We start from the raw sequence: 25923 nt of genomic DNA on the forward strand, positions 1-25923 counted from the left end.
CCGACAACGCATAGCCACTAACAAGACCGGCTTAGGCCCGACACTATTCACAAACGGCCGTATCCGACCACCCCGGGTATCTCCGCCAGTGCGAAACGATGGATCGCGACCTCGCCGAATTCGTTGCCGCCCATGGTCGTCACGGTCCCGTTCGCGGCAGTGAGCACGATATTTGTGTGCTGACCGAAGGGACTTCTCTCGGTGTAGAGCAGGACGTCACCGGTGCGCGGCTGATATCCCGAACCGACCGACGCGAAGCGACCAGCGCCCTGGTAGTACTCCTGCAGCGTGTACACGCCCGGAATTCGCCACGATCCGGAATTCGGATTGGCCAGTGGCGTACCCGCCTCCCGCAGCACCCAGCTGACGAAATCGGCGCACCACGGTTCGTCGGCACCCTCGGCGTACTTCGGACCGTCGCCCGGTGCCTCGAATTCCCGTTCGAGGACCGCGACGATCCGTCCCTGCGTGTGGTCGAGCCCGGACCGGTCGATCGCGGGAAATGCGGTCAAGCGGTCTCCGGCGATTGCGGGTTGCGCGCGATCCTGCCACCAGCGCACCCCGACCACACCGACCACGACCAGCGCTACAACCACGAGGCCGAGCAGCGGCCACCGATGCCGCCATCGCTCGACCACCCTGCGCTCCGACATACTCCCCCTCCAAGCTTCGACTCTTGATCATTGGGACGATCGGGCCCGGCCCGAGGTTCCCACGGATGTAGTTGGGGTTTCAACGGGACGGACGTGGGCAGTCTCTCGAAAGCATGGCGGCGGTTGACAATTGCCGCTCGCTGTAGCGCGCGAATCACATCCCGGTCGAGCGGCCGGCGCGGTAGTCTCCGATAACACCGGGCGGGAGGTACGGCCCTGGACACACTGTGGACGTTCATGGTGCATCGGCGCGCACAGCTGGTCACCGATTCGTACTTGCATGTCTCCGCGGTGGTGCAGTCGTTGCTGCTCGCGACGATCGTTGCCGTGTTGATCGGCGTACTGGTCTACCGCAGCCCGTTCGGCTCCTCGGTGGCGACGGCGCTGGCAAGCGCCATCCTCACCGTCCCGTCGTTCGCGCTGCTCGGGCTGCTGATTCCAGTCCTCGGACTCGGCATCGGCCCGACCATCACCGCACTGGTGCTCTATGCCCTGCTGCCGATTCTGCGCAACACCATCATCGGGCTCGCCTCAGTGGATCCGGCGATCGTCGACGCCGCGCGCGGGGTCGGCATGAACCGGCTCCGGGTGCTCGCGCGCATCGAACTGCCGCTGGCCTGGCCATCGATCCTGACCGGGATGCGGGTCAGCACCCAGATGATCATGGGCATTCTGGCCATCGCCGCCTATGCCAAGGGGCCCGGACTCGGCAATCTGATCTTCTCCGGCCTGGCCCGGCTCGGTAGTCCGAATGCGGTGCCGCAGGCGCTGGCCGGCACCATCCTGATTGTCGTACTCGCGCTGATCCTCGATGGGATCTTCATCATCGTCGGGCGTCTCACCACATCGAGGGGAATACGTGACTGATACCGAAATCCGCGGCGACAGTGCGGCATCGGCGGTATCCGGCGTCGAGATCGTGCTCGACGAGGTCACCAAACACTATCCCGGCCAGCGTGATCCGGCCGTCGACCGGGTTTCGCTGACCATCCCGGCGGGCGAAATCGTCGTCCTGGTCGGGCCGTCCGGCTGTGGTAAGACCACCACCATGCGGATGATCAACCGCCTCATCGAACCGACCGCGGGCACCATCACGATCGGCGGACGCGATGTCACCGGTATGAATCCGGACCAATTACGCAGAGGCATCGGCTATTCCATCCAGCAGGCAGGGTTGTTCCCGCATCTGACGGTCGCGAAGAACGTTGCGACGGTGCCCGGTCTGATCGGCTGGGACCGCAAGCGGGTCGCCGCGCGAACCGACGAAATGCTCGAGCTGGTCGGCCTCGATCCCGATACCTACCGCCACCGCTATCCCAGGCAGCTCTCGGGTGGCCAGCAGCAGCGTGTCGGCGTGGCTCGGGCGCTGGCAGCCGATCCGCCGGTGCTGTTGATGGACGAGCCGTTCGGCGCGGTCGATCCGATCACCCGCGGCCTGCTCCAGGACGAGCTGCTGCGCCTGCAATCCGAACTGGGTAAGACCATCGTGTTCGTCACCCACGACTTCAATGAAGCGGTGAAGCTTGGCGATCGAATTGCGGTGCTGGGCAGTCAATCTCGTATTCTGCAGTACGACACCCCTGCGGCGATCCTGGCCGATCCCGCGGATACGACGGTGGCCGGTTTCGTCGGCGCGGATGCCTCGCTCAAACAGCTCACCCTCACTCGGGTCCGCGATGTCGAACTCGGCAGCTGTCCGACTGCCGTGGAGACCGATTCGGTCGACAGCCTCCGCGCCGCCCTGGCCGGACGGGCTTGGCCGTGGGCGCTGATCCTCGACGCGCAGCAGCGGCCGCTGCGCTGGGTGTCGAGTGAGCAACTGGCACAGGCAGATTCATTGCACGATGTCGGATCTCCGGTCGGTGAGCAGTTGTCGGTGCAGTCGACACTGCAGGATGCGTTGGAGGCCTTGCTCGCCGAGCAGACCGCGACCGCGGTCGTCACCGGTCGACGCGGTGAATACGCTGGTTTGATCACGATAGACACGCTTGTCGGCCATCTGTCGGCCATGCGCGCCACCCATGTGGGCGCGGAGACGGATGCGATCACATGACCACGGCCACCACCGCACCGGCCACGGCATCGCCGACGACACTGCGTCGGGCCGAACGCATTCGACTGCTCGTCCAGCCCGCGCTCGTACTCGTACTCACCGCGGGTGTGCTGGTGTGGGCATTCCGGCGCGATCTCACCGTCACCCAGCAGGCCAGTATCAGCGTATCCAATATCGCAACCGTCACCTGGCAGCATGTGCTGATCACCGCGACGGTCGCGGTAATCGTCGTCGCGGTGGCGGTACCGCTGGGCACCCTGCTCACCCGGCCCGGATATCGCCGTCTTGCTCCGCTTTTCGTCGGCATCGCCAATATCGGCGCCGCGGCGCCCGCGATCGGCCTGATCGTGTTGTGCTATCTCGCCACCCGCACCACCGGGTTCTGGATCGGCGTCGCGCCGATCGCGTTCTATTCGCTGCTTCCGGTACTGCGCAATACGATCCTGGGCTACCAGCAGGTGGATGTCGCAGTCATCGATGCCGGACGCGGCCAGGGCATGTCGGCGCTGACGGTATTGCGCCGCATCGAATTTCCACTGGCCATCCCTTACATCCTCGCCGGGCTGCGCACCTCGCTGGTGCTCGCCGTCGGTACCGCGACGCTGTCGTTCCTGGTGAGCGCGGGTGGTCTCGGCATTCTGATCGATACCGGGTACAAGCTGCGCGATAACGTCACGCTGGTGGTCGGGGCAGTCCTCGCGGTCGCGATGGCGCTGCTCGTCGACTGGCTCGGCGCGTTGGCCGAACAGTACTTGGGGCCGAGGGGCTTGAAGTGAAGGCGTGGATGCTGGGCCTCGCGGCCGTATTCGTCTTGAGCGCCTGCGGATTACAGTCCGGTAGCACGGTGCCGCTGCGAGTGGGGCCGGGCAGCATTCGTCCGGTGCCGGAGCTCGATGGCGTGTCGATTACCGTGGGCTCCAAGGACTTCACCGAGCAGAACATCCTCGGATATCTCATCGAATTCGCCCTGTCCGCCGCGGGGGCGCAGGTCCGGGATCTGACGAATATCCAGGGCTCCAACAGTGTTCGCGATGCCCAACTGCACGGTCAAATCGATATCTCCTACGAATACACCGGCACCGGGTGGATCAACTATCTCGGCAACGAGACACCCGTTCCGGATGAGATCGGGCAGTTCAACGCGGTCCGCGATGCGGACCTGGCCGCACATGGCATCGTGTGGACGGATATGGCCCCCATGAACAACACCTACGCGTTGGTGATGAGCGCGGGCACCGCGAAGGAGACCGGTGTTGTCACGCTGTCCGACTATGCCCGGCTGATCGCCACCGATCCGGCCGCCGCGGCGACGTGCGTCGGCACCGAATTCAATGTGCGCCAAGACGGTTATCCCGGGATGGCGCGCAAATATGGGATCGATGTCGGCAAGGTGCACAAGCAGATCGTCCAGGATGCGGTCGTCTATCAGGCCACCGCCGATGCCAAGCAGTGCCGGTTCGGTTCGGTCGCCGCCACCGACGGCCGGATTCCGGCGCTGGGACTCGTCTTGTTGCGGGACGATCTGGGCTTCTTCCCGAAATACAATGCGGCACTGGTGATGCGGAAGTCCTTCGCTGACGCGCATCCACGGATCGCCGACATCATGGCACCGATTTCGAAGAAGCTGACCAACGAGGCGATCACCGAATTGAATCGCCAGGTCGATGTGGATGGCCGCGAACCCGCCGAGGTGGCGCGGGATTGGATGGTGGCGGAAGGTTTCGTCACCGCACGCTGACGGAAATGGGTCTGAGCGTGCACTTTTCGCGTGTACGCTCAGACTCGTTCGAATCAGACCCGCGGATCGCGCCCCAGGTAGCGCAGCAACTCGGCGACCACTGTGTCACCCGCCTCGCCGTCGACGATCGCGGCGTACACACCCCACTGACGCAGCGGCGCAACGATTTCCGCCTCCGGACCGCCACCGGGCGCCGGATTCGCGGCCCGCGCGGCGGTGAGCAGGTGAGCGGCGAGTTCGTCGTTCAATGGGGACGGCTGTCCGGTCGCGATCGCGATACCCCAAGCATGCACGGCCGCGTCCAGTGCGCACATGACCGCGGCGACCGAGGTCGGCAGCGCGCCGTGCGGCAGCGGGGTGGGCACAGTCTCGGACTCGTCAGTGACCGTGGCTCAGGCGGTCGCGGTCTGCTCGACCGCATCGCGCACTTCCATACGCCGAATGGCATTGAACGTCTTCATGTTCGAGTTCCCGCGGCGGCCGTGGTGGATGTACGCCATGATGCCTATCGACTGAACCGACCCGGCTAGGATCGGATTTATGACGGCCGACGAGTTGTTCCTCGAGCCCAATATCGGTAAGCCCGGCGAAAAGGTCGGCTACTTCGCGAATCGAGCCGGTTTCGACCGCTTCGCGGCGGCATACCGCGACGGTATTGCGCAGTTGCCGGAACCGGCCGAGCGGGTTGCGGTGTCGACTTCGTTCGGGCCGGTGCGCGGCTATCGCTTCGGCGACAAGCCTGGGACACCGGTGGTGCTGCTGTCCGGCAGGCAGGCGTCGACACCGATGTGGCGGGCCAATCTGCCCGGGCTGATGGCCCAGCACACCGTGTGGTCGATCGACAGTATCGGCGAGCCCGGTGCGAGCACCCAGCGCAAACCGCTTGTCGATGCCGCGGACCAGGCGACGTGGGTCGCGGAGGCGTTGGCAGGGCTCGGTCTGGAGCGGGTGCATCTGCTCGGCGTGAGCATCGGCGGCTGGCTCGCCACCCAGGTGGCCATTCATCGACCCGAATGCCTGGCCTCGATAACGGTGCTCGATCCGGCGAATACCTTTGCGCCGCTGAGCTGGAAGGCGATCCCGGTATCGCTCGGCAGTGTCATTCCCGGCATGCCGATGAAGGTCCGCTACTGGCTGTTGAGCTGGATTTCCGGCGGCGCCCGTGCCGATGATTCGGTGCCGGAGGGTCGGCTGATCGCTTCGGGCATGCAGGATTTCACCGGAGCCCAGCCGACACCCGCGCGGCCGACCGATGCGGAACTCACCAGCATCAAGGTGCCGGTGCTGGCAATCCTCGCCGGGCGCAGCATCATTCACGATGCCGAGCGCGCCGCCGCGACCGCGCGCACCATTCCCGGCGCTCAGGTGGAGGTGTGGCCGCTGGCCTCGCACGCCGTCAACGGCGAATTCCCGGATCGGATCGCGGCGCGCTTCGCCGAATTCGCCGCAGGGCAGGCAAACGAGACCGACCCTCGCCGTTGAGGATCGGTCTTGTGGCCGTTCGGGCTGGTGACCCGATGATCAGGCGTGCCCGGCCTGATCGGCGGCATCGGCTGCCTTGCGCATCGGAATGATCAGCGTGAGCACAATGGCGACCAGGGCCGCGGCCGTCGCGATCAGGAAGGTGGTGTGGAAGCCGTCACGGGAGGGCAGCACATGCGAACCGAGTTGCATCGTCATATGGGCGAGCACCACGCTCATCACCGCCGCCGAGGTCGAGGTACCGATCGAGCGCATCAGTGAATTGAGGCCGTTGGCCGCCGCGGTCTCGGTGATCGGCACCGCGCCCATGATCAATGCGGGCATCGCGGCATAGGCCAGACCCACACCACCCGCGACGATCATCGCCGCGACCATGAGCTCCCATACGCTGTTCATCAGCACCACGGCACACAGATAACCGATCGCGATCACCGCCGAGCCGAGCGCCAGCGTGACCTTCGGGCCGCGCGCCGCCGACAACCGCGCCGAGACCGGGGACAGCAGGATCATCACGAATCCCGTTGGGGCCAGCGCCAATCCGGCATTGACCATGGACAGTCCGAAGCCGTATCCAGTCTGCTCCGGCGCCATCATCAGCTGCGGAAAGGTCAACGACATGCCGTAGAGCGCGAAACCGACCGCGATGGAAGCGAGATTGGTGAACAGCACCCGTGGCCGCGCCGAGACCCGCAGGTCGACCAGCGGTGAGCGCTGCTTCAGTTCGAAGTAGCCCCAGATGAGGAAGACCACCACGGAGAGCCCGAACAGGCCGAGGGTGCTCGGGCTTGCCCAACCCCAGTCGGCACCCTTGGTGATCGGAATCAGCAAGGCCAGCAACGCAATCGAAAGTCCGACCGCGCCACCGAAATCGAAACGCGCGGGCGTGCGCACGGGCGACTCCGGCACGAAGACGAAAACCACTGCGGCACAGACAACACCGAGCGCGGCCGCGGTCCAGAACAGCATATGCCAGTCCGCATTCTGCGCGATGGCCGCCGCCAGCGGCAGGCCGAGCGCACCGCCGACACCGAGCGTGGCACTCATGATCGCCATCGCGGAACCCACCTTCTCGGCGGGCAATTCGTCACGCATGATGCTGATGCCGAGCGGAATCGCGCCGACCGCCGCACCCTGCAGCGAGCGTCCGATGATTTCGGGAACCAGCGAGGAGAACACCGCGCACACCACCGAACCGGCGACCAACAACACCAGATTGGCGAACAGCACCCGACGCTTGCCGAACATATCGCCGAGTCGGCCACTGATCGGGGTTGCCACGGCACCGGCCAGCAGGGTGGCGGTGATGACCCAGGACGCGTTGGACGCCGAGGTGTCCAGCAGCGTCGGCAGCGTGGGAATGATCGGAATGACCAGCGTCTGCATCAGTGATACGACGACACCGACCATGCCGAGGGTCGCGATGAGGAGGCCGGATGCGGGACGGCGCCGGGCGTCGTTCCCGGTGACGGTCGAAGACACGTCGGGTGCAACAGTCATGAATATGTACGGTACATATCGTATGTATCGTGCACAATTTGCAATCGAAGTGATTCAGCCGACATAGTATGGGCCATGTCCGAATCAGGTCCCGAGGATGCCGATGCGCTCGCCCGCCTCGTCTTCGAGTTGACCCTGCTCTTCCGGCACTTTCCGGCCTCACTGCTGCGGCGGCCAGGATTCCAGCTCGATCGGTCGGCGTATCTGATCCTGACCAGACTGGAGATGGATGCCCCGCTCAGCCTGCGCGAGCTTTCGGAGGCCTTCCAGCTCGATATCTCGACCATCAACCGACAGGTCGCCGCGATGCTGAAGCAGGGGCTGGTCGAGCGCGTTCCCGATCCAGACGGCGGCATTGCCCGCAAGATCCGGGCCAGCGCCAAGGGCCTGGAATTGGTGGCGGCCGATAGGGAGCGGTGTCACGAGGGCACCGGCGCGATCGTGGCCGACTGGACGGTCGCCGATATCACGCAGTTGGGCGGGCTTATCTCCCGGTTCAATATGTCGATCGAGCATCTCGAGGAGAATCCGTGGCCGCGCCCGCCTGCCGCCCGGTAGGTCGCCGAGTGGCGCAGCACCCGCGACGTCGGGCAATATCGCAGCAGTGAGGTTCGGGTTCGGGGTGGTCGCGGCATCACTGTTCGCGGCGTCGCCGCTCGCCGTCGGCTGCGGACTCGATACCGACGGCGACGAATGGGACGGCTGGACGGTAACGGTGTACTACACCGCGGTCGAGTCCTATCACTTCGGACCGCTCGAAACCGTGCGCGGCTGCGGTGATCTCGAATGTGCCGATGCCGATGTCGAAATCGGCTCGCTACCAAAGGATTTCATCGACGTGGTACGCGATGAGGGCACCGGCCGGATCACCAGCGGCGGGAACGCGGGGCAATACCTGAACTGGTCCTACGATGTCGGCTTCTGGCTGGACACCGAACCGCGTGACACCCGGGGCGAGGCGTTGCATCCGTTCGAGAGTGCCGCGGCGTATGACATCGAACCGGGAACTCGATTGCGGCTCACCGGTTGTGGGAGTGCGGGGCGCGAATCCGACAACGCATGTGACAGATTCAGTACGGCAATCTGGACAATCGGCGACGAGTTCACGCCGGGACTCGGCGGCCCACGCCATCTGGACCTCTACATCGGCGAGGAAACCTCCGAAAGTTTCACCGAGGGACCGTATTTCGTGACTTTCACCGATGCGACGCTCGAACCTGTCGACTGACCCGCTTCTGAATACACCCCCGGCGTAATGCCATAGCAGTGCCGGAACCCAGCAGGTCAGATGGGCTTGATCGGCGAATCCGGCTTCGATCGCCGCCTCGCTGATCGATCGGCCGGCGGCGATCAATCCTCCAGCCGTGCGCAGTCGAGCAGCCGTTGGTAATCGCTCGGCGCCAGACCGCACGCAGGCGCTCGGCGCCGCACTGATGTTTGCCGGCGCCTGGCCGAATACCCACAGCGAAGCCCGACAACCCGTTGACGTGAGTTCCTGACACCCGGTGAAGCTCAATGCCCGAATCAGGCGCCCGATGACCCCCACCGCAGGGACTTTCGCCTCTGCTGCGTCCGCGCCGCATGGTGTCCCATGGACGACATGGGTTCGCGCGAATCCCACATGACCCAGACGGATCTGTTCACGTGGAGCATGGAGCAGGATCCCGCGCTCCGCTCGACGATCATCACGGTCCTGGTCTTGGACCGCGAGCCGGAGTGGAATCGCTTCTGGCATTCGATCGATCGAGGAACTCGGATGGTGCCGAAGTTCCGGCACCGACTGGCCGCCGTCCCCCTCGGTCTCGCGCCGCCGCGATGGATACCAGATGACGATTTCGACTTGCCCTGGCATGTGCGGCATGTCATTGCACCGGCACCGGCGGATCTGTCCACGGTCCTCGAGTTCGCGCGCACCGAAGCGATGACCGCCTTTGATCCGGCACGACCGCTGTGGCGCATAACCGCGATGGGTGGGCTCGATGGTGCCGAGTGCGCCTTGGTCCTCAAGGTGCACCACAGCCTGACCGACGGCATAGGCGGCATCCAAATCGCTGGTGAGATCCTCGATTTCACGCGGGCCGGCACACCGCGCGAACACGAACCATCCGGCGATACCCCGCCGAACGTCCGGAGTGGGCTGGGCGATATCGCGGCATGGAATTGGTCCGTTGGCGCCGAACTCGTGCGGACCGGACTATCGACGGTTTTGCCCGCCGCCTGGCGAACCGTCACCAATCCCATCCGCACCGTTCGCGAAGGCGTCGCTGTGGCGAACTCGGTGGTCCGGTTCGCGCGGCCGATCACCAGCACGCTGTCTCCGGTAATGACCGATCGCAGTCTCGGCCGCCAATTATCGGTGCTCGATGTGTCCGCGGAAGCACTACACCGCGCCGCGCACGCCGCAGGCTGCACGATGAACGACGCCTTTCTGGCGGCGATGCTGATCGGATTCCGCGGCTATCACGACAAGCACGGCGCGCCGGTGCAGCACTTGCGGGTGACCATGCCCATCAGCCTCCGCACCGACCGCGACGCGATCGGCGGCAACCGCATCACCCTGGCCCGGTTCACGTTACCGCTCGATATCGCCGGGACCGCCGACCTCATGCGTACGCTCGACGCACTGGTCGCGGATTGGCGGCGGGAGCCGGCGATACCACTGTCCAATGCCATCGCCGCCGCCTTCAACCGCCTACCGGTCGGTCTGCTCACCCCCATGTTCAAGCACGTCGACTTCATCGCCTCCGACGTACCCGGCTCCCCGGTCGCGCTCTACGCCGCTGGTGCGGAAGTCGAACGGATATACGCCTTCGGCCCCACCACCGGAACCGCCCTCAATGCCACCCTGATATCCCATGTCGGCACCTGCTACCTCGGCATCAACGCAGACACCGCCGCCATCCCCGATCTCCCGCTGCTGACAGACTGCCTCCGATCAGGTTTCGATACCGTGCTGACCCTTCCAGACAATTAGTTCCGTAAATAATGTCGGCGCGGATCTGCCCAAGCCGCGCCGCTCCGACCCCTGTGGCCGAGCCTGCGCCCGTCTGAAACGCGCATGTCGCGTGGGTGCGGCAATGCCATAGGCTTGCGCCGTGGTTTCGGAGCCGGCAGTGGTCGACGGGCGTTTCGAGTTGCTCGAGCCGCTCGGTAGCGGCGGAATGGGGACGGTGTGGCGTGCGTATGACCTCGCGCTGCATCGTGAGGTCGCGCTCAAGGAGGTGCGGGCGGAGGCGGATGGGAAAAGGTCACTCGAGGTGCACCGAGAGCGGGTACTACGGGAGGCCAGGGCGCTGGCGCGGATCGGTCATCCGAATGTCGTTGCCATCCACCACATCGTGGATTCACCCGAAGTAGCGCATCCGTGGATCGTCATGGAACTGGTTCGCGGGCAGAGTCTCGCCGATCACCTGGCGGGTGGACCGATGCCGCCTACCCAGGTGGCACACCTCGGCCGCGGCATTCTCGCCGCCCTCCGCGCCGCACATCAGGTGGGTGTGCTGCACCGCGACATCAAACCGGCGAATGTGCTGCTGCGCCAAGATGGTTCACCGGTTCTGACCGATTTCGGTATCGCGGCGATCGACGGTATGAACGGGTTGACCTCCACCGGCAGTGTGGTCGGCTCGCTGGATTATGTTGCGCCGGAACGGCTCAGCGGTCGCGAGGGGCAAACGGCCTCTGATCTGTGGTCGCTCGGACTGCTGCTGTATGTCGCGGTGGAGGGGTTTCACCCGATGCGGCGGGAGTCGACCGTTGCCACGCTGGCGGCCGTCATCGCCGGTGCGGTTCCGCGGCCGCAGCGGGCTGGGGTGTTGACTGCGGTTCTGACGGCACTGTTGGTACCTGATCCGAACCGTCGGCCGACTGCTGAGCAGGTGGATCTGATGCTCGCACAGGCAGTTGGGTTTGCCGGTGCGCCGACGGTGTTCGATGCGGCTCGTCCGTGGCCTCTTGGTGGGCAGGGTGGGCTTGGTACGCCGAGTGCGGTCGATGCGCCGGTCGGATTCGGTGCCCCAGGCACGGCTCATGGACCCGGCTTCGGCACACCAGGCGAAGTCTATGAACCCGGCCGATTCAGCATGCCCGGCGGATTCGATACGCCCGGCGCAGCCAGCACACTCGGCGCATTCGAAACGCCGGGCACAGGCAACACACCAGGCAGATTCAGCACGCCCGGCGTAGCGGGCGCACCCGACATATACGGCACACCGGGCGCTGTCGACACCCCCGGCGGATTCCGTACCCCGGGCGCGGGCAGTGCACCCGGTGCGTTCACAACACCCGGCGCCGCGATCACGCTGGACTCAGGCGGCGTACCCCCTGGATCCAGCGGCACCGCACCCAGCAGGACGCCCGCGCCGTACCCGTATAGCTACACGAATCCCCCTGCACGCAAGCCACTCTCGCGCGGGATCGTCATCGGCCTGGCGGCCGCCGCAGTCATCACCGCCATCGTCGCCACGATCACGATCGTGGCCCTGCGCCCCGATTCGACCGGCAACCAGGCCACCTCGAGCAATCAACCCGCGACCAATGAACTCCCCGCCACGAGCCGATCCGCAAGCCCGACATCCAGAGCACCCGTGAGCGGCAAACCTGTCGACCTGCTGACCCCGACGGGCATCCGACAGGCCATCACCGCGCTCGAAAAGGTCTCCGGCGGTAAAGAATTCAACGAAGCAACGTTCTACCCGACCTACGCCAACGTCGGCGCCCCGGTCAAGAACAAACCCGACCTATACGATCTCTTCGTCTTCCGCGACGGCACAGCCACCCGAAAGAGCGCGGGCGGCCCACTCTCGGACAAAACCACCGTGAAGCTGAGCTCGATCAACTGGGATATCCTCCCCGACCTATTCCGCACCGCCGACGAAACCCTCGGCATCCCCACGCCGACCCTGCGCTACGTAATCGTCGACCCCTCCTGGACCTTCAACAACAACCAACCAACAGTCATGGTCTATCTGACCGATGACTACGGCAGCGCTTACCTAGCCGCCAACCCCGACGGCACCGTAGTAACCAAATACCCCCGAGGCCGTTGAACCCCTCCGGCCCGGGCCCCTACGGCTCGGGTCGGTTCACTCCCGCCACGTCAAATCACTTGCACCCAACCCAAATCAGGTGCTGTAGCGGAATTCGATGAGATCAAATGTTCGTACCAGGAATAACACATCGCCCATCGAGCCCAATAGTCCCGATCACCATTCCGTCCGACAATGTGCAAACACTCCCGACGGCAACACACTCGCCATGAGTATTCACAACCATATTGTCCTCACAGGCCGTACCAGGATCACCCGGACCAGCCAACGAACTCACTGGAGACACCACCGCACCGATCACAGCGGCAGCAGTTACAACAAAAATCGAAATACGAAACATTATCGGCCCTCCGAACCCATCACGGACTCCGAGCACTTCTCTTTTCACACCATCCGATCGACGCTGGCCGGCGCCGAGAAAAATTGATCATGGCCAATATGATCTTACTCGCAGCCAGCCCCGTTGCACACCCGCGAACACCAGCGTACAAATTCAACTTTCCCAGAAATTCGCCAGTCCTATCGCCCGCGGTCACACGGACCGAGTTCGCTCGCCGCGGCGCCGCACAGTCGTGCTCATCAGCAGTGACGGCATCAACGAATCACCCCGTCAGTGGTTGATCGCCGCAGTGGTGCTCGATCAGGACCATCCTCGCGGTGTCAGTGCAGCGGCACGGCTTGGGTGCACGCGGGCAATATCGGGCGCGTCCATCGCGGCTGGCGTGCCGCCATGGACCTGTCAGTCGGATGCGGCTGGCCACCAACAGGTGTCGTGCGGCATGATCCTTGCGACTGCTCCAGAGAGGACAACGGGTGCGGATCTCCCTGCTCGCCGCTGCGCTCATCGCGCTGCCGGTACTCGCCGCCTGCGGCGGCATCAAGGAAACGGCGGCGCCGGTAACCCAGGCCGATATCGCCAAATCCCTTCAGGACAAGGGTCTGAAGGATCAAAGGCTGGCCGACTGTGCGGCGAAAGTGTTCGTGGAACAAGGTATTTCGCAGGATGGTCTGCGAACCATGATCGGCGACAACTCCGGCAAGCCGATCGACCCGGAGACTCTCGGACTGGACAAGGCCGACGGCGACAAGGCCCGCGCCGCCCAGACCAAGATCGCCACGGAGTGCGTGTTGGCGCACTGATCGGTGTCGGTGCGCTGTCGCCTACCGAACGTCGTCGATGGCGTGGGTCGTGTTGATCGACACCACCCACGCGATCGCCGAGCCCACGACCCACCGCATGCGCGCGCTGCCGAGGTCACTTCGCCCTGGCAGTTGAGCACGTGCTCCCCGACGGTTGGGCGGAATACCTGTCGATCCGGCCGGGTGAGACGGGACGGCGCGGTTGCTGTCGTCAGGTGGCCGGACAGCTGACGGGTGCTGGAATCGTGCCGTCGATGAGGTAGCGGTCGGTCGCGTTGGTGGTGCACGGGGTGCGGTCGTAGATGCCGTGGCCCCAGCCCGCATAGGTCAGCAGGGTTGCTCGATGAGTCTGCGCGGCGACCTGGCGGGCCCATTCGTTCGGCGTCGCCGGGTCGTGTCGGGAGGTGAGGATCAGGATCGGTGGTCCCGATTGGTTCGCCGGCGGATGCGGCGGGTTGGCCGGTTCCGACGGCCATCCTGAGCAGATACTGCCTGCGCCCCAAGCGAAGTGGGCACGCAGCGTGGGCGCGTTGTCGTTCTGTTCGCGCCACAGCCGCAGCCAGTCACGCTGATCGTGGATGTCGAAATTCCAATCGAAGCACACGATGAGCTCGGCCATGGGCGTCGGTTCGCCACGCAATGTCGGCGGCGGCGGTTGGATCGGCGTACCGGTCGGCTGGTCCAGGAGAGCGTGCAGTTCGGTTGCCAGCCTTGACCATTCGGGTCGATACAGTCGGTGCGTGACCTTCATGCTCAACTCCAGCGGTCCCAACGGCTTGTCCGGCGCGATCGGATCGCGCAGTTCGCCGCGCGCCGCCCTGTCGTAGAGCTCGCCGTAGGTTCCGCGCACGTCCGCGTCGTGCAGGACGCACTGTTCGTCGCGCGCACACCAGGAAGCGAATTCGGTGAAGGTGTCCTCACCCGCACGAGCTTCGCTCGCCATGAAGGCCGCGCCGTCGAGGCTGTGATCGTCGACGCTGTCCAAGACCGAGGCGCGCAACCGCTGGGGAAACGACTCCGCGTACGCCTGCGCCGCCAGCGTCCCATACGACCTGCTGTACACGCTGATCTGATCGACGCCCAGCGCGGCGCGTATCGCTTCGATATCCCGGGCAACGCTCATACTGTCGAGATGATCGATCAGCGGTCCGGTGTACCGGCGGCAGGTGTCGGCGAGTTTCCTTGTGTAGGAACGCACTTCATCGAGTTTCGCCCCGGTATCGGGCACCATGCCGGGCCGTGTCATGGCGAGTCCGGCATCGCACTGTAGTGGATGACTGCGCCGCACACCGCGCGGATCGAAGCCGACGATGTCGAATCGAGCCCGCAGCTCCGCCGAAAACTTGTCGCCACGCATTATTTCGTCGACGCCCGAGGTGCCCGGTCCGCCCGCGAGTGAGATCAACGTCCCGACCTTGTGCGCCGGTTCGTCGGCCTGATCTCGCACAACGGCCACGTCGATCGACGCTCCCTCCGGCCGCGACCAGTCGATCGGCACACTCACGCTGGCACAGTCATATTCCGCGTTCTCCGAACATGGTTGCCAGTCAATCGATTTCACCGACCGGTCCGAGCATCCAGCGACCGCACCCGATAACAGCGCGGCAGCCAAGACCACTCGGACGACATTGCGACGTAGCAGCATGCCACCGATCGTCGCCACCGTCACCACACCACCGCATCACCCTGCCGAGCGACCCTCCTCACCCCGCAGTACTACCGCTGCGCGCAGGCCGCTAACCACGCTAGTGTCTGCTCGCATGACAGACGCGTTTTCCGAAGACCAACTGCAACAGTTCGCCAAGGCCACCCGCGACATCCAAGCCCTGAGCGAACACTACGACCCCGCCCGCCCCGAGGCCCCCGCCGAATTCGCTGACCAGTCCAGGGCGATCATCGAGAGCGTCGGCCTCGACCTCGAAACCTACGACGCCATCGGCGTCGAAACCCAACGCAGCGGCGCGCTGTGGGAGCGAGTGCAGAACATGATCGACCAGCCCGCCGGAGCGTAGTGGCAGCGTGGCGCGGCGGAAGTAGTGACGCCTGATCGTGGCGCTATTGGCGTGCCCGCGCTGGGCGGCTGCCTTGTCGATGTCCTGTTGTCCGATCGTGGTCCGACGGTCCCGTGGTAGGTGTGCGGGTTCGCGCGCAGCTCTATCAGGCCCACGCGCTTGCGCGTATCGCCGATCTGGGTCCGCACGTTGTTGGGCGGATAGTGCATTCCGGCAGCATCTCTACCTGATCGCGTCGATCAGCAGCTTCGCCGCCACCGTTGCACCGTCAGCGCGGATCGTGTCGGCCACTACGCTCGCACGTGCTCGGGTGGTGGACGTCAATGCCGTGTCGAGAGCGGCGGACAATGACGCTAGATCGGGATCAGCGTCCTCGCACGCCGTGCCGATGCCGAGATCGGCCACTCGGCGCGCCCAGTACGGCTGGTCGGTTATCTGGGGTACCACCACTTGAGGCGCGCCAGCTCGGGCGGCGGTCGTTGTCGTGCCCGCGCCGCCGTGGTGGATGACGGCAGCGACCCGGGTGAAAAGCGCCTGATGATTGACCTCGCCAACGGCCATGCAGTCGGAGAGGTCGTCGATCAAGGCCAACTCGGCCCAGCCACGAGAGAGGAGCACACGGCGGTTGTGCGCGCGGACTGCTTCGATGGCGACCCGGGCGATGCGGTTGCGCACCCGCATGCTGCCGAAGCCGATATACACCGGGGGTGTACCCGCGTCCAAGAACGCCTCCAACTCGGCGGGGAGGGGGCGTTCGTCGGGAACGATCCAGGCACCGGTCTGTACGACATTCAGACCGGGTGATTCTGGCCATGGCCCCAGAACCGGGTCCGCTGCCAACCACGGGCGGTCGGTGACGACATGATCGCGCACATTGCCCACTGGTGGCAGCCCGAGCGCCGCCCGGCGGGTATTCAGCGCCTCGCCGAACTGCGCGTTCCAACCGTCGGCGTCGATCTCCCACAGCAGTTGGTTGCCGATCGCCTCCGGCGCGGGCCGCTCGCCTGGCATCATCGGCATCGGCGGATGATGCGGCGAGGGCAGGCTGGTCGGCTGGTAGCTCGCGTACTGGTAGTGGATTCCCAGCTTCTCAGCGGCTGACCGGGCGGCGATCTCCGAAATGCCGGTTGCTATTACCGCATCGCATCCTGCGGCTGCTGCGGGGATCGTGTCGAACTGAACTGCGGGCCACTGGTCTACGTAGTCCACCATGTCCGCCATTGAGGCTTTTGCACCATGCGAACCTGGTATCGGCGGCCCCAACGGCACCAGCGGCACGCCCAGCTCGGTGAAGCGCGTCTCGAAGTTCGGTGGCGCGCATACGCGCACCTCGGCTCCGAGCTCCTGCAGCCGCAGCGCTAGCCCCAAAGCTGGCTCGACATCGCCGCGTGTCCCGCTCGCCGACAAAAGCACCCGCACGCCGTCACTCCTTATTCGTTTGTTCCGGCGTGAACCGTAGCCAGCCATAGGAAGTCCAGCGATCAAAGTGTCCCCACCGGTGACGATGGCTTCGATGTGCTGACTCATCCAGGCTTGCTGCGGTTGTGACGAGCGGCTTCGCTCGGCCTGAATGTGCCTGGAACCGCGAGCAGATGCTGCAAACTGCGCACCTCGTCCACCACCCGAGTGCGGTTGCAGTATGTGGACCGGTGAATATCCCGAAGGGCGGGATGCGGTGGCATTCTTGCCGGGTAGGGCTCGGTACGCCGGTGACAAGTGAGCGTCATCGGATCGGCCCGACGGTGAAGACGGCGTTCATGAGGCGGGTGAAGCGTTCGGTGAGGTCATTGGCGGACTCTGCGGGGTGGTCGCGGGCGTAGGTCATGATCGAGTCCACGGCCGAGGTCCAGATCCCGATGAGCGCGTCGATGTCACCGTGGTCGGTGTCGCCGAGGTTCGCGAGGAAGCGAGTGACGCCGTCGGTGGCAAAGCGGTCGATCTGCGCGCGGTAGCGGTGCACGATCGGGCCGGCGGCTCCGGCGTCGGGCGCGGTGGGGTCATGCAGGATGCGCCATGCCGTGCGGTCGGGGCCGAGGGTTTCGAAGATGCCGCGCAGTGCGTGGATCGGCATGCTGGAAGGGTTCGCGCCGCTGGCCATTTCGGCTTCCAGACGGGTGAGCAGCGGCTCGCCGACCTCGATCGCGCATGCGGCGTACAGCTGATCCTTCGACGAGAAGTGCTGGAACACCAGCGCTTTGGAGATCCCCGCCCGCGCCGCGACCGAGGCGACCGAGGCCGCGCTGAAGCCGCGGTCGGCGAACTCACGCAGCGCGGCCATCAGGATCCTTTGCCGACGATCGTCCGACGGCATGCCCTTGGTTCCCAGACCCGCGGCCGTTGACATGAAACGCGAACTTACCTTACGGTCACTTCCATTCGATATGACCATTCGGTCATATCACTAAGTGGAGGCGATGACGCCGTGACCCTGTGGGATCAGATCAATCAACCGGTGACCTACGCAGTCCCGTTTTTTCTGCTCGCGATCGCGATCGAAGCCTGGTCGCTGCGCACCGATCGGCAGGAACGCGTGGGGTACGACCGCACCGACGCCCGCAACAGCCTGATCATGGGCTCGGTGTCGGTGCTGATCAACGGCGCGGCGAAATGCGTGGCGATCCTCGGCTACGCCGTGCTGTACGTGCACGCGCCCTGGCACCTGAACCCGCACAACCCCCTCTCGTGGATCGCGGTCATGGTCGCTGTGGATCTCCTCTGGTACATCTACCACCGCATGTCACATCGAATCCGGCTGATCTGGGCCGCGCATCAGGTGCATCACAACAGCCGCTATTTCAACTACGCCACCGCTCTGCGGCAGAAATGGAACCCCTGGTTCGAACTGCTCATCTGGACACCGCTACCGGCGCTCGGCGTGCCGCCATGGATGCTGTTCACCGCGTGGTCGGCCAACCTGATCTACCAGTTCTGGGTGCACACCGAAACCATCGCCCGACTACCCGGCTGGTTCGAATTCGTCTTCAACACGCCCTCCCACCACCGGGTCCACCACGCGAGCGACGAGGAGTACCTGGACAAGAACTACGGCGGCATCTTCATCCTCTGGGACCGCATATTCGGCACCTTTCGCGCCGAAACCTTCCGCCCCACCTACGGCCTGACCAAGGACATCGACAGCACGAACGTCTTCACATTGCAGTACTACGAATTCGGCGCACTCTGGCGAGACCTGCGCTCCACCAAGCGAATCCGCGACTGGCTCGGCTACACTTTCGGCCCACCCGGATGGGAACCGCAATGCTTCCGCGAACCGACCGAAGCGCGATAATCGAAGACTCTGCGCTATCGCCCGTTGCCCGCCCCAGCCGACCCCGAAAGGCAGAACTGATCGACGGCCAGCTGTTCGCCGAGATCAAGGTGGAGGCCGAAGCCAACATCGCAAATTGGAAGCTGAACGAATCGGCCTCACCGCGGATACTGCGGCATCCGCCATCTTGCCGGCTCCTTCGCCTACGGATGCCTTCAATGACGCTGCTCGAGCCGCAGATCTCTTGTGCGAGGTTCACGTGTATTCAGTCCCGCGCGGTAAGAAGACACTCGACCCGACGACGATTCCGGGTCACTCCGAAAATAGGCCACACGTCGACTGCGCCTGACCATCAGCCCTGGCTGCCGATAGGTGACCTGAACCGCTTCCTCGTCACCGGATCAAGTGTCGTCATCACAGCACCTTTTCGCTGAACTTCGTTCAGCGAATCGGGCCGGAACCACCGTTAGATCCCCAGTCCCCAAACAACATCCTGTCATGCCGATGTGGGTATCAATCGCTGGTCGATAGCGGTGTTGCTGGCCGGACAGCAAAGCGTCCGACCGGCAACAGACAGGGGTTGATTGGAACGTCGAGGATCTCGATCGCACCCCGTGATCGTCACAATGGTGTGGAGTTCGTGGGGGTATATGCCTCCAGTTGATCCGCGAGTTGTCGGGGACGGGCGAGGGCGATCATGTGGCCGCCGTCGATCTCGTCGGGAACCGCGCCGAGGCGTTCGGCGACGATCCGGCGCATGAACGCGGCGGGTAGGAGGCGGTCATGACGGCAGAGCAGGAAAGTCGTCGGTGTCGCTGGCCACGCGGGCAGGGGCCAGGGTTCGGTGAATGGGGTGGTGGATTGGCGGCGGCTGTGTTCCCTGGCCTGGGCGGCCAACTCGGGCGGGACATCGTGGAAGAACAGCGCGTCCTCGTCGTCGGGGTGTCGGCCGTCGCGTTCGTCCTGCTGGCGGCGGGCGTGCTCATAACCGGTGTTGAGCCACCAGTCGGCGGGGGCTTCACCTGGCAGCGGGATCATCGCGGACAGCAGCACCAGCCGCTGGACCGCGACACGCTGGCAGACCAGCGGCGCGGTGAACCCGCCGAAAGAGTGTGCGACCAGCACGGTACGGGTGGGATCGCTGATGGTTGCGGCCACGGCGTCGGCGTATTCGGGCAGCCCGGCGGCGTCGTCGTCGCAGGGTAGGTCGGGGGTGGCCACGCGGTGGCCTCTTGCGCGTAGTTCTCCCGCAAGCGGGTGCAGATACCAGGAATCGGACCCGGCCCCTGGGACGAATACGTACTCGGTCATCACGCCCGCCCCCGCCGCGCGAACTCCGCTGCCGTGGCGCCACCAGGGAATCGGGTCTGGAAGTCGAGGACCCCCACCCAGGCCGGGTTCACCGCGATCCGGGCCATCCGTACCCCGGGGCCGTTGACGGACGCAACGATGGCTGCGCCTTGCTCCGCACCGGCGTAGCGGCGCATGGCCAGCGCGTACTCCGGCACGATCCCGTCGATCTCGGTGACCTGGGCGCGACCGCGCAGCAGCAACGCCCGAGGTGGGGTTTCGGCGGCGTCGATCGTGATCGCCACTTCGGGTCTGGTTCGCAGTGCCTCGATCTTGCGGGCGGGGACGAATGTGGACAGGACCACCTCATGCCCGGTCCAGTGGAACAGCATCGGGAATACGCGCGGTGTGCCGTCCGCAGCCACATACGCCATGCGCGCCAGTTCGGTCGAGGTCAGCAGGCCCTGCGCGAGATCGCTGTTCAGCAGGCGGACATCGCCCTGCGGCAGCTCCGCCAGTTCCGCACGTGTCAGTGTGTGCACACACAGCTCCTTGGGGTCATCGAACGCGTCGGTCGCGGTCGTGCCCCTGTGAGACCGGCGGAGTGCGGCAAAGGAATCGGAGAGCCGATCAGGACAGGGTCGCAGGCAGGCCGAACGCCTCGAACACCTCAGGCCGGAACGCGGTGATCTCGCTGATCCGACCGTGCTCGACACGCACCACGTTGAGCACCTGCGCTTGATAGGAAGGGTCTCCCGGTCGCCGGATGTAGCCGGCCATGGCCGGCTGCCGATTCGCCGAGACCGGCACGCCTCGCCACTGCCCCCGATGCAGCGCCGACCCCGGCCCCAGTGCCTGCTCGGCGAACGCGGCGACCTCCGCCCGGCCGACGAAGGAGTACGGCAACGGCGGCATGGACAGCCGCACATCCGCGCTCAACAGCTCCGCGAACGTCGCGATATCGGCGCGCTCGTGGGCGGTCATGAAACGCCGCAGCAGCTCCCGCTCTTGCGTAGTCGGGACCATAGCCTGCCCGGAGCCGCGTTGCGGCAGATGCGCCCGCAGCACAGGCCGGGCCCGCTGCAACGCGCTCTTCACTGCGGCCACGCTCATCCCCAACAACTCACCAGTCTCCGCCGCTGACCAGCCCAGTACGTCGCGCAGGATCAACACCGCGCGCTGCCGAGCCGGCAAGTGCTGGATCGCCACCAGGAACGCCAGCTCGATGGTCTCCCGGGCGACCACCGCGGTCTCCGGCTCCGCCTCCCGGTCGGCCACCGGCTCCAGCAACCGATCCGGAAACGGCTGCAACCATTCCACCTCCGCGGGTCCGCCGGCCGCACCCGCCGCCGGCTGCCGTGGGTGCCGGTCAAGGAAGTCCAGGCACACATTCGTCGCGATCCGATACAGCCACGCCCGAAACGTGGAACGGCCCTGGAAACTCCCTCGATAGCGCCACGCCCGCAGCAACGTCTCCTGCACCAAGTCCTCGGCCTCGTCGAACGAGCCCAACATCCGATAGCAGTGCACCCGCAACTCCCAGCGGTACCGCTCAGCCAACCCCGCGAACGCCGCCTCGTCCCCGTGCGCAGCCGCGACGCTCTCAGTCTCCACAACCCCGACCGTACCCATAGAGAGCTCAACAACCGCCCCCAGCCACACGCTCATGCCGCTGACCGCGCTGTCCGGAACGCCCGAGGCGAGCTTGATGTGCGGAGGAAACGACTGAGCCCCACCCGGATTCGGATAGGGCTCAGCGGAGTCTCTACCAGCCGACACCGATGACCGAACCGCGGAAACGAAACGCTATACGTTGAAACGGAATTCGACCCCATCGACACCGAACCTCGACTATGTCCCGCATACCTCCCTACGCAAAGCGAAGTCATCAAATGCGCTGTCGCACAACACAATTTAGATCACAAGCAACCACACAACACCCACCGCTCGGGAGCCGAACAACCTCTGACGAGGGGCGCCACGCCTCCGAACATGCCGTTGTGCCAGCGGGTCGACGTCCCGACAGGAAGGGGGCACACTTCATTGCAGGGACGTCGACTGTCCGAGATGGTCGTCCAGGATCGTTGCAGGCGTCCCTCGACGACCGGGAGCCATCCATGACGGGGTGGGCGCTGGCTGTACTCGTCGAAGGCTGAGTAGCCGACGCCCCACAGCTCGGGCATAACCAGCAGATCGGCCCTCAAGAGCTCTGATTCGCGATCGATCGCTTCACCGACCCGCCGTAGCCGAGTCGCCACGGGCTCGCGACCTGAAACAGCGCTGCACGCAAGGCGATCCACCCTTTCTCGATGACGACTCCGACGGCACACGAGTCGCTTGCGTGCCGCGGTCGCGTCGGTCAGGTCGACTGAGATGTTTCCGCGTTCTGCAGGTGCGCGACGAGTTCGTCGTTGAACTTCTGCCCGATACGCTGGACTGCGTGCGGACTGCCCTCGAACAGAACGCGTTTCGCCGACAACCCCTCTGCCAGAGCGTCGGCGACATCTTCGAATCCCGGAGTGCCACCACCGGTGACCACCAGCTTGGGGAATGCGGTCCGCGCCAGCGCCTCCAGCGGAACGCCTGTCTCCCAGGGCTTTTCGGTAGTCAGATTGCGGATGGCCTCCGCGAGCGGGGGCGGCAGCGGTGACGGTAGTCGCATGTCGATGCTGAGGACCTCGAGGAAGCCGGTCGCGAAGGACTCGAGATCGGCGGGGTCGGTCGCTGCCCAGTAGTCGCGCAGCGCCGCCGCGAGCCGGTCCGCGGCAGGCCGGCCGGCGCCGTTGGGCAGCGCGGGCGGCTCGATCACCGTGAGTGACCAGACCTTCTCGGGGGCCAGCGCCGCGGCACGCATTGCGATGACGCCACCCATCGACGTTCCGACGAGATGGGCACCATCGCCCAGCAGTTCGGCGATCTCGGCCGCATCCCGATCCGGATCGATGCGCGGTGTGCTCGGACTCGGGCTGTAGCCGCGACGGTACGGCGCAGTGATCTGGTACCGGTCTGCCAATATCCGCTGCTCACCGAAGGCTGCTGCGGCCGAGCTCAAGCTGCCGTGCACCATGACCACGCGAGGACCTGCTGTTCCCCATCTTTCTGCGGCAATTTCGGTCATCGGACCCGCCCTACTGCTGCGGGGCCGCGGCGGCCGCGGCCTCGGCCCGCGCGAATACGCCGGGATCGATGTCCAACCGGCGCGACTGGAACTTCCAGCCGTCCTCGGTACGCACCAGCGCATCGGTGTAGATGCCCGTGGCGATGATGAAAGGCGGCTCCACGACCTGGAGTTTGGTGACCGTACACGTCGCGGTCGCCGTATCGCCGTCGCCGGCGATGATGTAGTTCGTCATCAGATGACGCGCACCGTCCTCCTTGCCGGCCGCGATGTGGCCGTTGATGAACTCCCTGATGGCGTCGTGTCCGACGAACGTGCCGTAAGTCGCGACGAACCTTCCGTCGGGAACCCATGCCCCGAGCCAGGAATCGACATCGTGGTTGTCGAGTGACCGCATCTGCAGGTTCGACAGCTCGATGATCGCCAATTTGTCTGAAGCGGACAAAGACATCCGCGTGCTCCTTTGCCAACCGAATGCGTTATGACACAGCACACACTACGACACTAGTATTCGGTATACAAGTGTGTAGTGCACCGAATCTCGCATACAATTCTGGTAACCTCGAGGCATGGCGAAGCTGAGTGGGATCACGGCAGTTGAACGACCCCCGACGCTGGGTCGGCGCGCTTATCTGCAGATTCAGCAGGCGATCAGAGATGGCTCGCTCACCCACGGTGAGCAGTACTCGGAGAACGAACTGGCCGAGTCTCTCGGCATGTCCCGAACGCCTGTCCGTGAAGCCCTTCTCACGCTCAGCCGCGAGGGAATCATCGTCGTCGAATCCCAACGCGGGTTCCGTCTGCGGGAGCTGTCGACAGCGGAGCGGCAGGAGATCTTCGATCTGCGTTCGCTGCTCGAAGGCTTTGTGGCAAGCCGTCTGGCGCTCAATGCCACGGCCGAGGACATCGCACGGCTACGTGCGATTGTTGACGCGCAGGAAAGCCTCAGCAGCGGCCAAGAGTCGGAATTCCTGGCGCTGGACGAGCAGTTCCACCTGCTTCAGTCCGAAATCCTCGGCCTCGAGCGTACCCACGCAACCATGGTCAGCCTGCGCGGGGCGATGTGGCTCATCGGTTTCGAGGCACTCAAACTCCCCCACCGCCTCGAAGCGGTCGTCGCCGAACACCGCGCCATCATCGACGCCATCGAACAGGGCGACCCCGAGGTCGCAGCCAGCGCAGCACGCAAACACCTCGCGAACACCGACGCCGTCGCACTCTGAGTAGCCCGCTACGGATTCGCACTACGTCTCGCCGCTGAAACGACCTGAGCCCCACCCGGATTCAGATGGGGCTCAGCGGAGTCTCTACCAGCCGACCCCGATGACCGAACCGCAGAAACGAAACGCTATACGTTGAAACGGAATTCGACTACGTCGCCATCTGCCATGACGTAGTCCTTGCCTTCCATGCGGACCTTGCCTGCGGCCTTGGCCGCGGCCATCGAGCCTGCTGCGACGAGGTCATTGTAGGCGACTACTTCGGCCTTGATGAATCCGCGTTCGAAGTCGGTGTGAATTACGCCGGCTGCCTTGGGGGCGGTGTCGCCCTGGTGGATTGTCCAGGCGCGGGCCTCTTTTGGACCGGCGGTGAGGTAGGTCTGCAGGCCCAGGGTATGGAAGCCGGTGCGGGCCAAGGCATGCAGGCCCGGCTCGGATTGGCCGATGGATTCGAGCAGCTCCAGGGCGGATTCGTCGTCGAGTTCGAGGAGTTCGGCTTCGACCTTGGCGTCGAGGAAGACCGAATCGGCCGGCGCGACAGCGGCTTTCAGTTCGGCGATCTTGGCCTCGTCGGTGAGCACCGACTCGTCGGCATTGAAGACGTAGAGGAACGGCTTGGTGGTGAGCAGCGAAAGTTCCTTCAGCAGTTCGCCATCCAATTGGCCGCGCGCGGAGAAGAGGGTCTTGCCGCTGTCGAGAACTTCCTGGGCGGCCTTGGCCGCGTCGAGCAGCGGCTTGCGGTCCTTTTTGACCTTGGCTTCCTTCTCCAGCCGCGGGATCGCCTTTTCCAACGTCTGCATATCGGCGATGATCAGCTCGGTTTCGATCACCTCGATATCGGCAAGCGGGTCGACGCGCCCGTCGACGTGCACCACATCATCGTCGGCGAAGACTCGCACCACCTGGCAGATGGCATCCGCTTCGCGGATATTGGCGAGGAATTTATTGCCGAGTCCGGCGCCCTCGGACGCGCCCTTCACAATGCCCGCGATGTCGACGAACGATACGACGGCGGGCAGGGTGCGCTGAGAGCCGAAGATCTCGGCCAGCTTGTCCAGTCGCGGGTCGGGCAGCGGAACCACCCCGACGTTCGGCTCGATGGTCGCGAACGGATAGTTCGCGGCCAGCACGTCGTTCTTGGTCAGCGCATTGAACAGTGTCGACTTTCCGACATTGGGCAGGCCGACAATTCCGAGGGTGAGACTCACGCGGCTACCTCGCTTCGCTCGGCAGCCTCGTACGTCTCAGACGCTGTGTTGGATGGTTCGCTCGCACGCTCGCTCACGAGGTAGGGAGTCTACGCGGCCTGACGTCGGCCTTCCGCACCGGCCGAGGGAGCAGGACGACAGCTCGGTAATCACACTCCATGCGGTCGTCGAGATTGCCGTAGCGCAGCCGTAGCGC

25 protein-coding genes are annotated in these 25923 nt (G+C 64.9%); 13 read left to right on the forward strand and 12 right to left on the reverse strand.

The features are described 5' to 3' along the window. Positions 1–47 precede the first annotated feature (47 nt). Positions 48–653 (reverse strand): CHAP domain-containing protein, encoded by a 606-nt coding sequence (locus tag AB0L63_RS01475; RefSeq protein WP_364493068.1) that lies wholly within the window; start codon positions 651–653, stop codon positions 48–50. 237 nt (positions 654–890) lie between these two features. Between AB0L63_RS01475 and AB0L63_RS01480 the strand changes: the two genes are divergently transcribed. The 4 genes from AB0L63_RS01480 to AB0L63_RS01495 are packed head-to-tail and all read left to right on the forward strand — an operon-like array spanning position 891 to position 4444. After that, a complete protein-coding gene (locus tag AB0L63_RS01480) occupies positions 891–1520 on the forward strand; it encodes an ABC transporter permease (RefSeq protein WP_364493070.1) in 630 nt (209 codons plus the stop codon). Further along, entirely contained in the window at positions 1513–2706 is a 1194-nt protein-coding gene (locus tag AB0L63_RS01485) for an ATP-binding cassette domain-containing protein (RefSeq protein WP_364493073.1), read from the forward strand. The genes AB0L63_RS01480 and AB0L63_RS01485 overlap by 8 nt, the downstream gene beginning before the upstream one ends. Beyond that, positions 2703–3482, forward strand: coding sequence for an ABC transporter permease (locus AB0L63_RS01490; RefSeq protein WP_364493075.1), 780 nt, complete (start codon positions 2703–2705; stop codon positions 3480–3482). Before AB0L63_RS01485 ends, AB0L63_RS01490 begins: the two co-directional genes overlap by 4 nt. Positions 3483–3490: 8 nt before the next feature. Continuing rightward, positions 3491–4444, forward strand: a complete 954-nt coding sequence (locus AB0L63_RS01495) for a glycine betaine ABC transporter substrate-binding protein (RefSeq protein WP_364493966.1) — start codon at positions 3491–3493, stop codon at positions 4442–4444. A gap of 53 nt (positions 4445–4497) precedes the next feature. Here AB0L63_RS01495 and AB0L63_RS01500 read toward each other — a convergent pair whose 3' ends face one another. Next, complete coding sequence (locus tag AB0L63_RS01500) at positions 4498–4809, reverse strand: hypothetical protein (protein WP_364493077.1); 312 nt, start codon at positions 4807–4809, stop codon at positions 4498–4500. A 175-nt stretch (positions 4810–4984) separates the two neighbouring features. Here AB0L63_RS01500 and AB0L63_RS01505 point away from each other — a divergent pair, with 175 nt between their 5' ends. After that, a complete protein-coding gene (locus AB0L63_RS01505; RefSeq protein WP_364493079.1) occupies positions 4985–5926 on the forward strand; it encodes an alpha/beta hydrolase in 942 nt (313 codons plus the stop codon). A gap of 39 nt (positions 5927–5965) precedes the next feature. Here AB0L63_RS01505 and AB0L63_RS01510 read toward each other — a convergent pair whose 3' ends face one another. Beyond that, positions 5966–7423 carry an MFS transporter gene (locus tag AB0L63_RS01510; protein ID WP_364493082.1) on the reverse strand — a complete coding sequence of 486 codons (1458 nt, stop codon included), beginning with the start codon at positions 7421–7423 and terminating at the stop codon, positions 5966–5968. A gap of 75 nt (positions 7424–7498) precedes the next feature. Here AB0L63_RS01510 and AB0L63_RS01515 point away from each other — a divergent pair, with 75 nt between their 5' ends. The 5 genes from AB0L63_RS01515 to AB0L63_RS01535 all read left to right on the forward strand — a co-directional run bounded on the left by AB0L63_RS01515 (position 7499) and on the right by AB0L63_RS01535 (position 13611). Then, positions 7499–7981: a MarR family transcriptional regulator gene (locus AB0L63_RS01515; RefSeq protein WP_364493084.1), complete on the forward strand. Its 483-nt coding sequence runs from the start codon at positions 7499–7501 to the stop codon at positions 7979–7981. A gap of 46 nt (positions 7982–8027) precedes the next feature. Beyond that, the gene (locus tag AB0L63_RS01520; RefSeq protein ID WP_364493086.1) at positions 8028–8651 is read left to right on the forward strand and encodes a hypothetical protein; all 624 of its coding nucleotides are present in this window, start codon (positions 8028–8030) and stop codon (positions 8649–8651) included. 393 nt (positions 8652–9044) lie between these two features. Further along, positions 9045–10397 (forward strand): wax ester/triacylglycerol synthase domain-containing protein, encoded by a 1353-nt coding sequence (locus tag AB0L63_RS01525; protein ID WP_364493088.1) that lies wholly within the window; start codon positions 9045–9047, stop codon positions 10395–10397. A 121-nt stretch (positions 10398–10518) separates the two neighbouring features. Beyond that, positions 10519–12471 carry a protein kinase gene (locus AB0L63_RS01530; protein WP_364493090.1) on the forward strand — a complete coding sequence of 651 codons (1953 nt, stop codon included), beginning with the start codon at positions 10519–10521 and terminating at the stop codon, positions 12469–12471. Positions 12472–13284: 813 nt separating this feature from the next. Next, positions 13285–13611 carry a hypothetical protein gene (locus tag AB0L63_RS01535; RefSeq protein WP_364493092.1) on the forward strand — a complete coding sequence of 109 codons (327 nt, stop codon included), beginning with the start codon at positions 13285–13287 and terminating at the stop codon, positions 13609–13611. Between the two features lie 211 nt (positions 13612–13822). Here the strand turns inward: AB0L63_RS01535 and AB0L63_RS01540 are convergent, their stop codons facing one another. Further along, positions 13823–15115, reverse strand: coding sequence for an alpha/beta hydrolase (locus tag AB0L63_RS01540; protein WP_364493095.1), 1293 nt, complete (start codon positions 15113–15115; stop codon positions 13823–13825). Between the two features lie 256 nt (positions 15116–15371). On the opposite strand from AB0L63_RS01540, the gene AB0L63_RS01545 reads away from it, so the two are divergent. Beyond that, positions 15372–15623 carry a DUF4168 domain-containing protein gene (locus tag AB0L63_RS01545; RefSeq protein WP_364493098.1) on the forward strand — a complete coding sequence of 84 codons (252 nt, stop codon included), beginning with the start codon at positions 15372–15374 and terminating at the stop codon, positions 15621–15623. Between the two features lie 222 nt (positions 15624–15845). On the opposite strand, the gene AB0L63_RS01550 is transcribed toward AB0L63_RS01545, so the two are convergent. Further along, complete coding sequence (locus AB0L63_RS01550; RefSeq protein WP_364493100.1) at positions 15846–17042, reverse strand: glycosyltransferase; 1197 nt, start codon at positions 17040–17042, stop codon at positions 15846–15848. A 304-nt stretch (positions 17043–17346) separates the two neighbouring features. Then, positions 17347–17901, reverse strand: a complete 555-nt coding sequence (locus AB0L63_RS01555) for a TetR/AcrR family transcriptional regulator (RefSeq protein ID WP_364493102.1) — start codon at positions 17899–17901, stop codon at positions 17347–17349. A gap of 144 nt (positions 17902–18045) precedes the next feature. Here AB0L63_RS01555 and AB0L63_RS01560 point away from each other — a divergent pair, with 144 nt between their 5' ends. Continuing rightward, positions 18046–18912, forward strand: coding sequence for a sterol desaturase family protein (locus tag AB0L63_RS01560; protein ID WP_364493105.1), 867 nt, complete (start codon positions 18046–18048; stop codon positions 18910–18912). Positions 18913–19512: 600 nt separating this feature from the next. Here the strand turns inward: AB0L63_RS01560 and AB0L63_RS01565 are convergent. The 5 genes from AB0L63_RS01565 to AB0L63_RS01585 form a co-directional block, all read right to left on the reverse strand. Continuing rightward, positions 19513–20202, reverse strand: coding sequence for an alpha/beta hydrolase (locus AB0L63_RS01565; protein WP_364493107.1), 690 nt, complete (start codon positions 20200–20202; stop codon positions 19513–19515). Then, positions 20202–20723 (reverse strand): pyridoxamine 5'-phosphate oxidase family protein, encoded by a 522-nt coding sequence (locus tag AB0L63_RS01570; RefSeq protein ID WP_364493110.1) that lies wholly within the window; start codon positions 20721–20723, stop codon positions 20202–20204. Before AB0L63_RS01570 ends, AB0L63_RS01565 begins: the two co-directional genes overlap by 1 nt. A gap of 88 nt (positions 20724–20811) precedes the next feature. Then, positions 20812–21795 carry an RNA polymerase subunit sigma-70 gene (locus tag AB0L63_RS01575; RefSeq protein ID WP_364493112.1) on the reverse strand — a complete coding sequence of 328 codons (984 nt, stop codon included), beginning with the start codon at positions 21793–21795 and terminating at the stop codon, positions 20812–20814. A 745-nt stretch (positions 21796–22540) separates the two neighbouring features. Then, positions 22541–23248: an alpha/beta hydrolase gene (locus AB0L63_RS01580; protein ID WP_364493969.1), complete on the reverse strand. Its 708-nt coding sequence runs from the start codon at positions 23246–23248 to the stop codon at positions 22541–22543. A gap of 61 nt (positions 23249–23309) precedes the next feature. Beyond that, positions 23310–23750, reverse strand: coding sequence for a nuclear transport factor 2 family protein (locus AB0L63_RS01585; protein WP_364493114.1), 441 nt, complete (start codon positions 23748–23750; stop codon positions 23310–23312). Between the two features lie 118 nt (positions 23751–23868). On the opposite strand from AB0L63_RS01585, the gene AB0L63_RS01590 reads away from it, so the two are divergent. Beyond that, positions 23869–24522, forward strand: coding sequence for a GntR family transcriptional regulator (locus AB0L63_RS01590; protein ID WP_364493116.1), 654 nt, complete (start codon positions 23869–23871; stop codon positions 24520–24522). 125 nt (positions 24523–24647) lie between these two features. Here AB0L63_RS01590 and ychF read toward each other — a convergent pair whose 3' ends face one another. Beyond that, the gene (ychF, locus tag AB0L63_RS01595) at positions 24648–25727 is read right to left on the reverse strand and encodes a redox-regulated ATPase YchF (RefSeq protein WP_364493118.1); all 1080 of its coding nucleotides are present in this window, start codon (positions 25725–25727) and stop codon (positions 24648–24650) included. Positions 25728–25923: the final 196 nt, after the last annotated feature.

Source organism: Nocardia sp. NPDC051990, from assembly GCF_040680755.1.
Lineage (GTDB): Bacteria > Actinomycetota > Actinomycetes > Mycobacteriales > Mycobacteriaceae > Nocardia.

Coding starts and splice junctions, on each gene's coding strand:
- AB0L63_RS01505 (WP_364493079.1), top strand. CDS start 4,985: ATGACGGCCGACGAGTTGTTCCTCGAGCCCAATATCGGTAAGCCCGGC.
- AB0L63_RS01480 (WP_364493070.1), top strand. CDS start 891: ATGGTGCATCGGCGCGCACAGCTGGTCACCGATTCGTACTTGCATGTC.
- AB0L63_RS01490 (WP_364493075.1), top strand. CDS start 2,703: ATGACCACGGCCACCACCGCACCGGCCACGGCATCGCCGACGACACTG.
- AB0L63_RS01590 (WP_364493116.1), top strand. CDS start 23,869: ATGGCGAAGCTGAGTGGGATCACGGCAGTTGAACGACCCCCGACGCTG.
- AB0L63_RS01495 (WP_364493966.1), top strand. CDS start 3,491: ATGCTGGGCCTCGCGGCCGTATTCGTCTTGAGCGCCTGCGGATTACAG.
- AB0L63_RS01565 (WP_364493107.1), bottom strand. CDS start 20,202: ATGACCGAGTACGTATTCGTCCCAGGGGCCGGGTCCGATTCCTGGTAT.
- AB0L63_RS01525 (WP_364493088.1), top strand. CDS start 9,045: ATGACCCAGACGGATCTGTTCACGTGGAGCATGGAGCAGGATCCCGCG.
- AB0L63_RS01580 (WP_364493969.1), bottom strand. CDS start 23,248: ATGGTGCACGGCAGCTTGAGCTCGGCCGCAGCAGCCTTCGGTGAGCAG.
- AB0L63_RS01475 (WP_364493068.1), bottom strand. CDS start 653: ATGTCGGAGCGCAGGGTGGTCGAGCGATGGCGGCATCGGTGGCCGCTG.
- AB0L63_RS01545 (WP_364493098.1), top strand. CDS start 15,372: ATGACAGACGCGTTTTCCGAAGACCAACTGCAACAGTTCGCCAAGGCC.
- AB0L63_RS01515 (WP_364493084.1), top strand. CDS start 7,499: ATGTCCGAATCAGGTCCCGAGGATGCCGATGCGCTCGCCCGCCTCGTC.
- AB0L63_RS01585 (WP_364493114.1), bottom strand. CDS start 23,750: ATGTCTTTGTCCGCTTCAGACAAATTGGCGATCATCGAGCTGTCGAAC.
- AB0L63_RS01555 (WP_364493102.1), bottom strand. CDS start 17,901: ATGGCCGCGCTGCGTGAGTTCGCCGACCGCGGCTTCAGCGCGGCCTCG.
- AB0L63_RS01510 (WP_364493082.1), bottom strand. CDS start 7,423: ATGACTGTTGCACCCGACGTGTCTTCGACCGTCACCGGGAACGACGCC.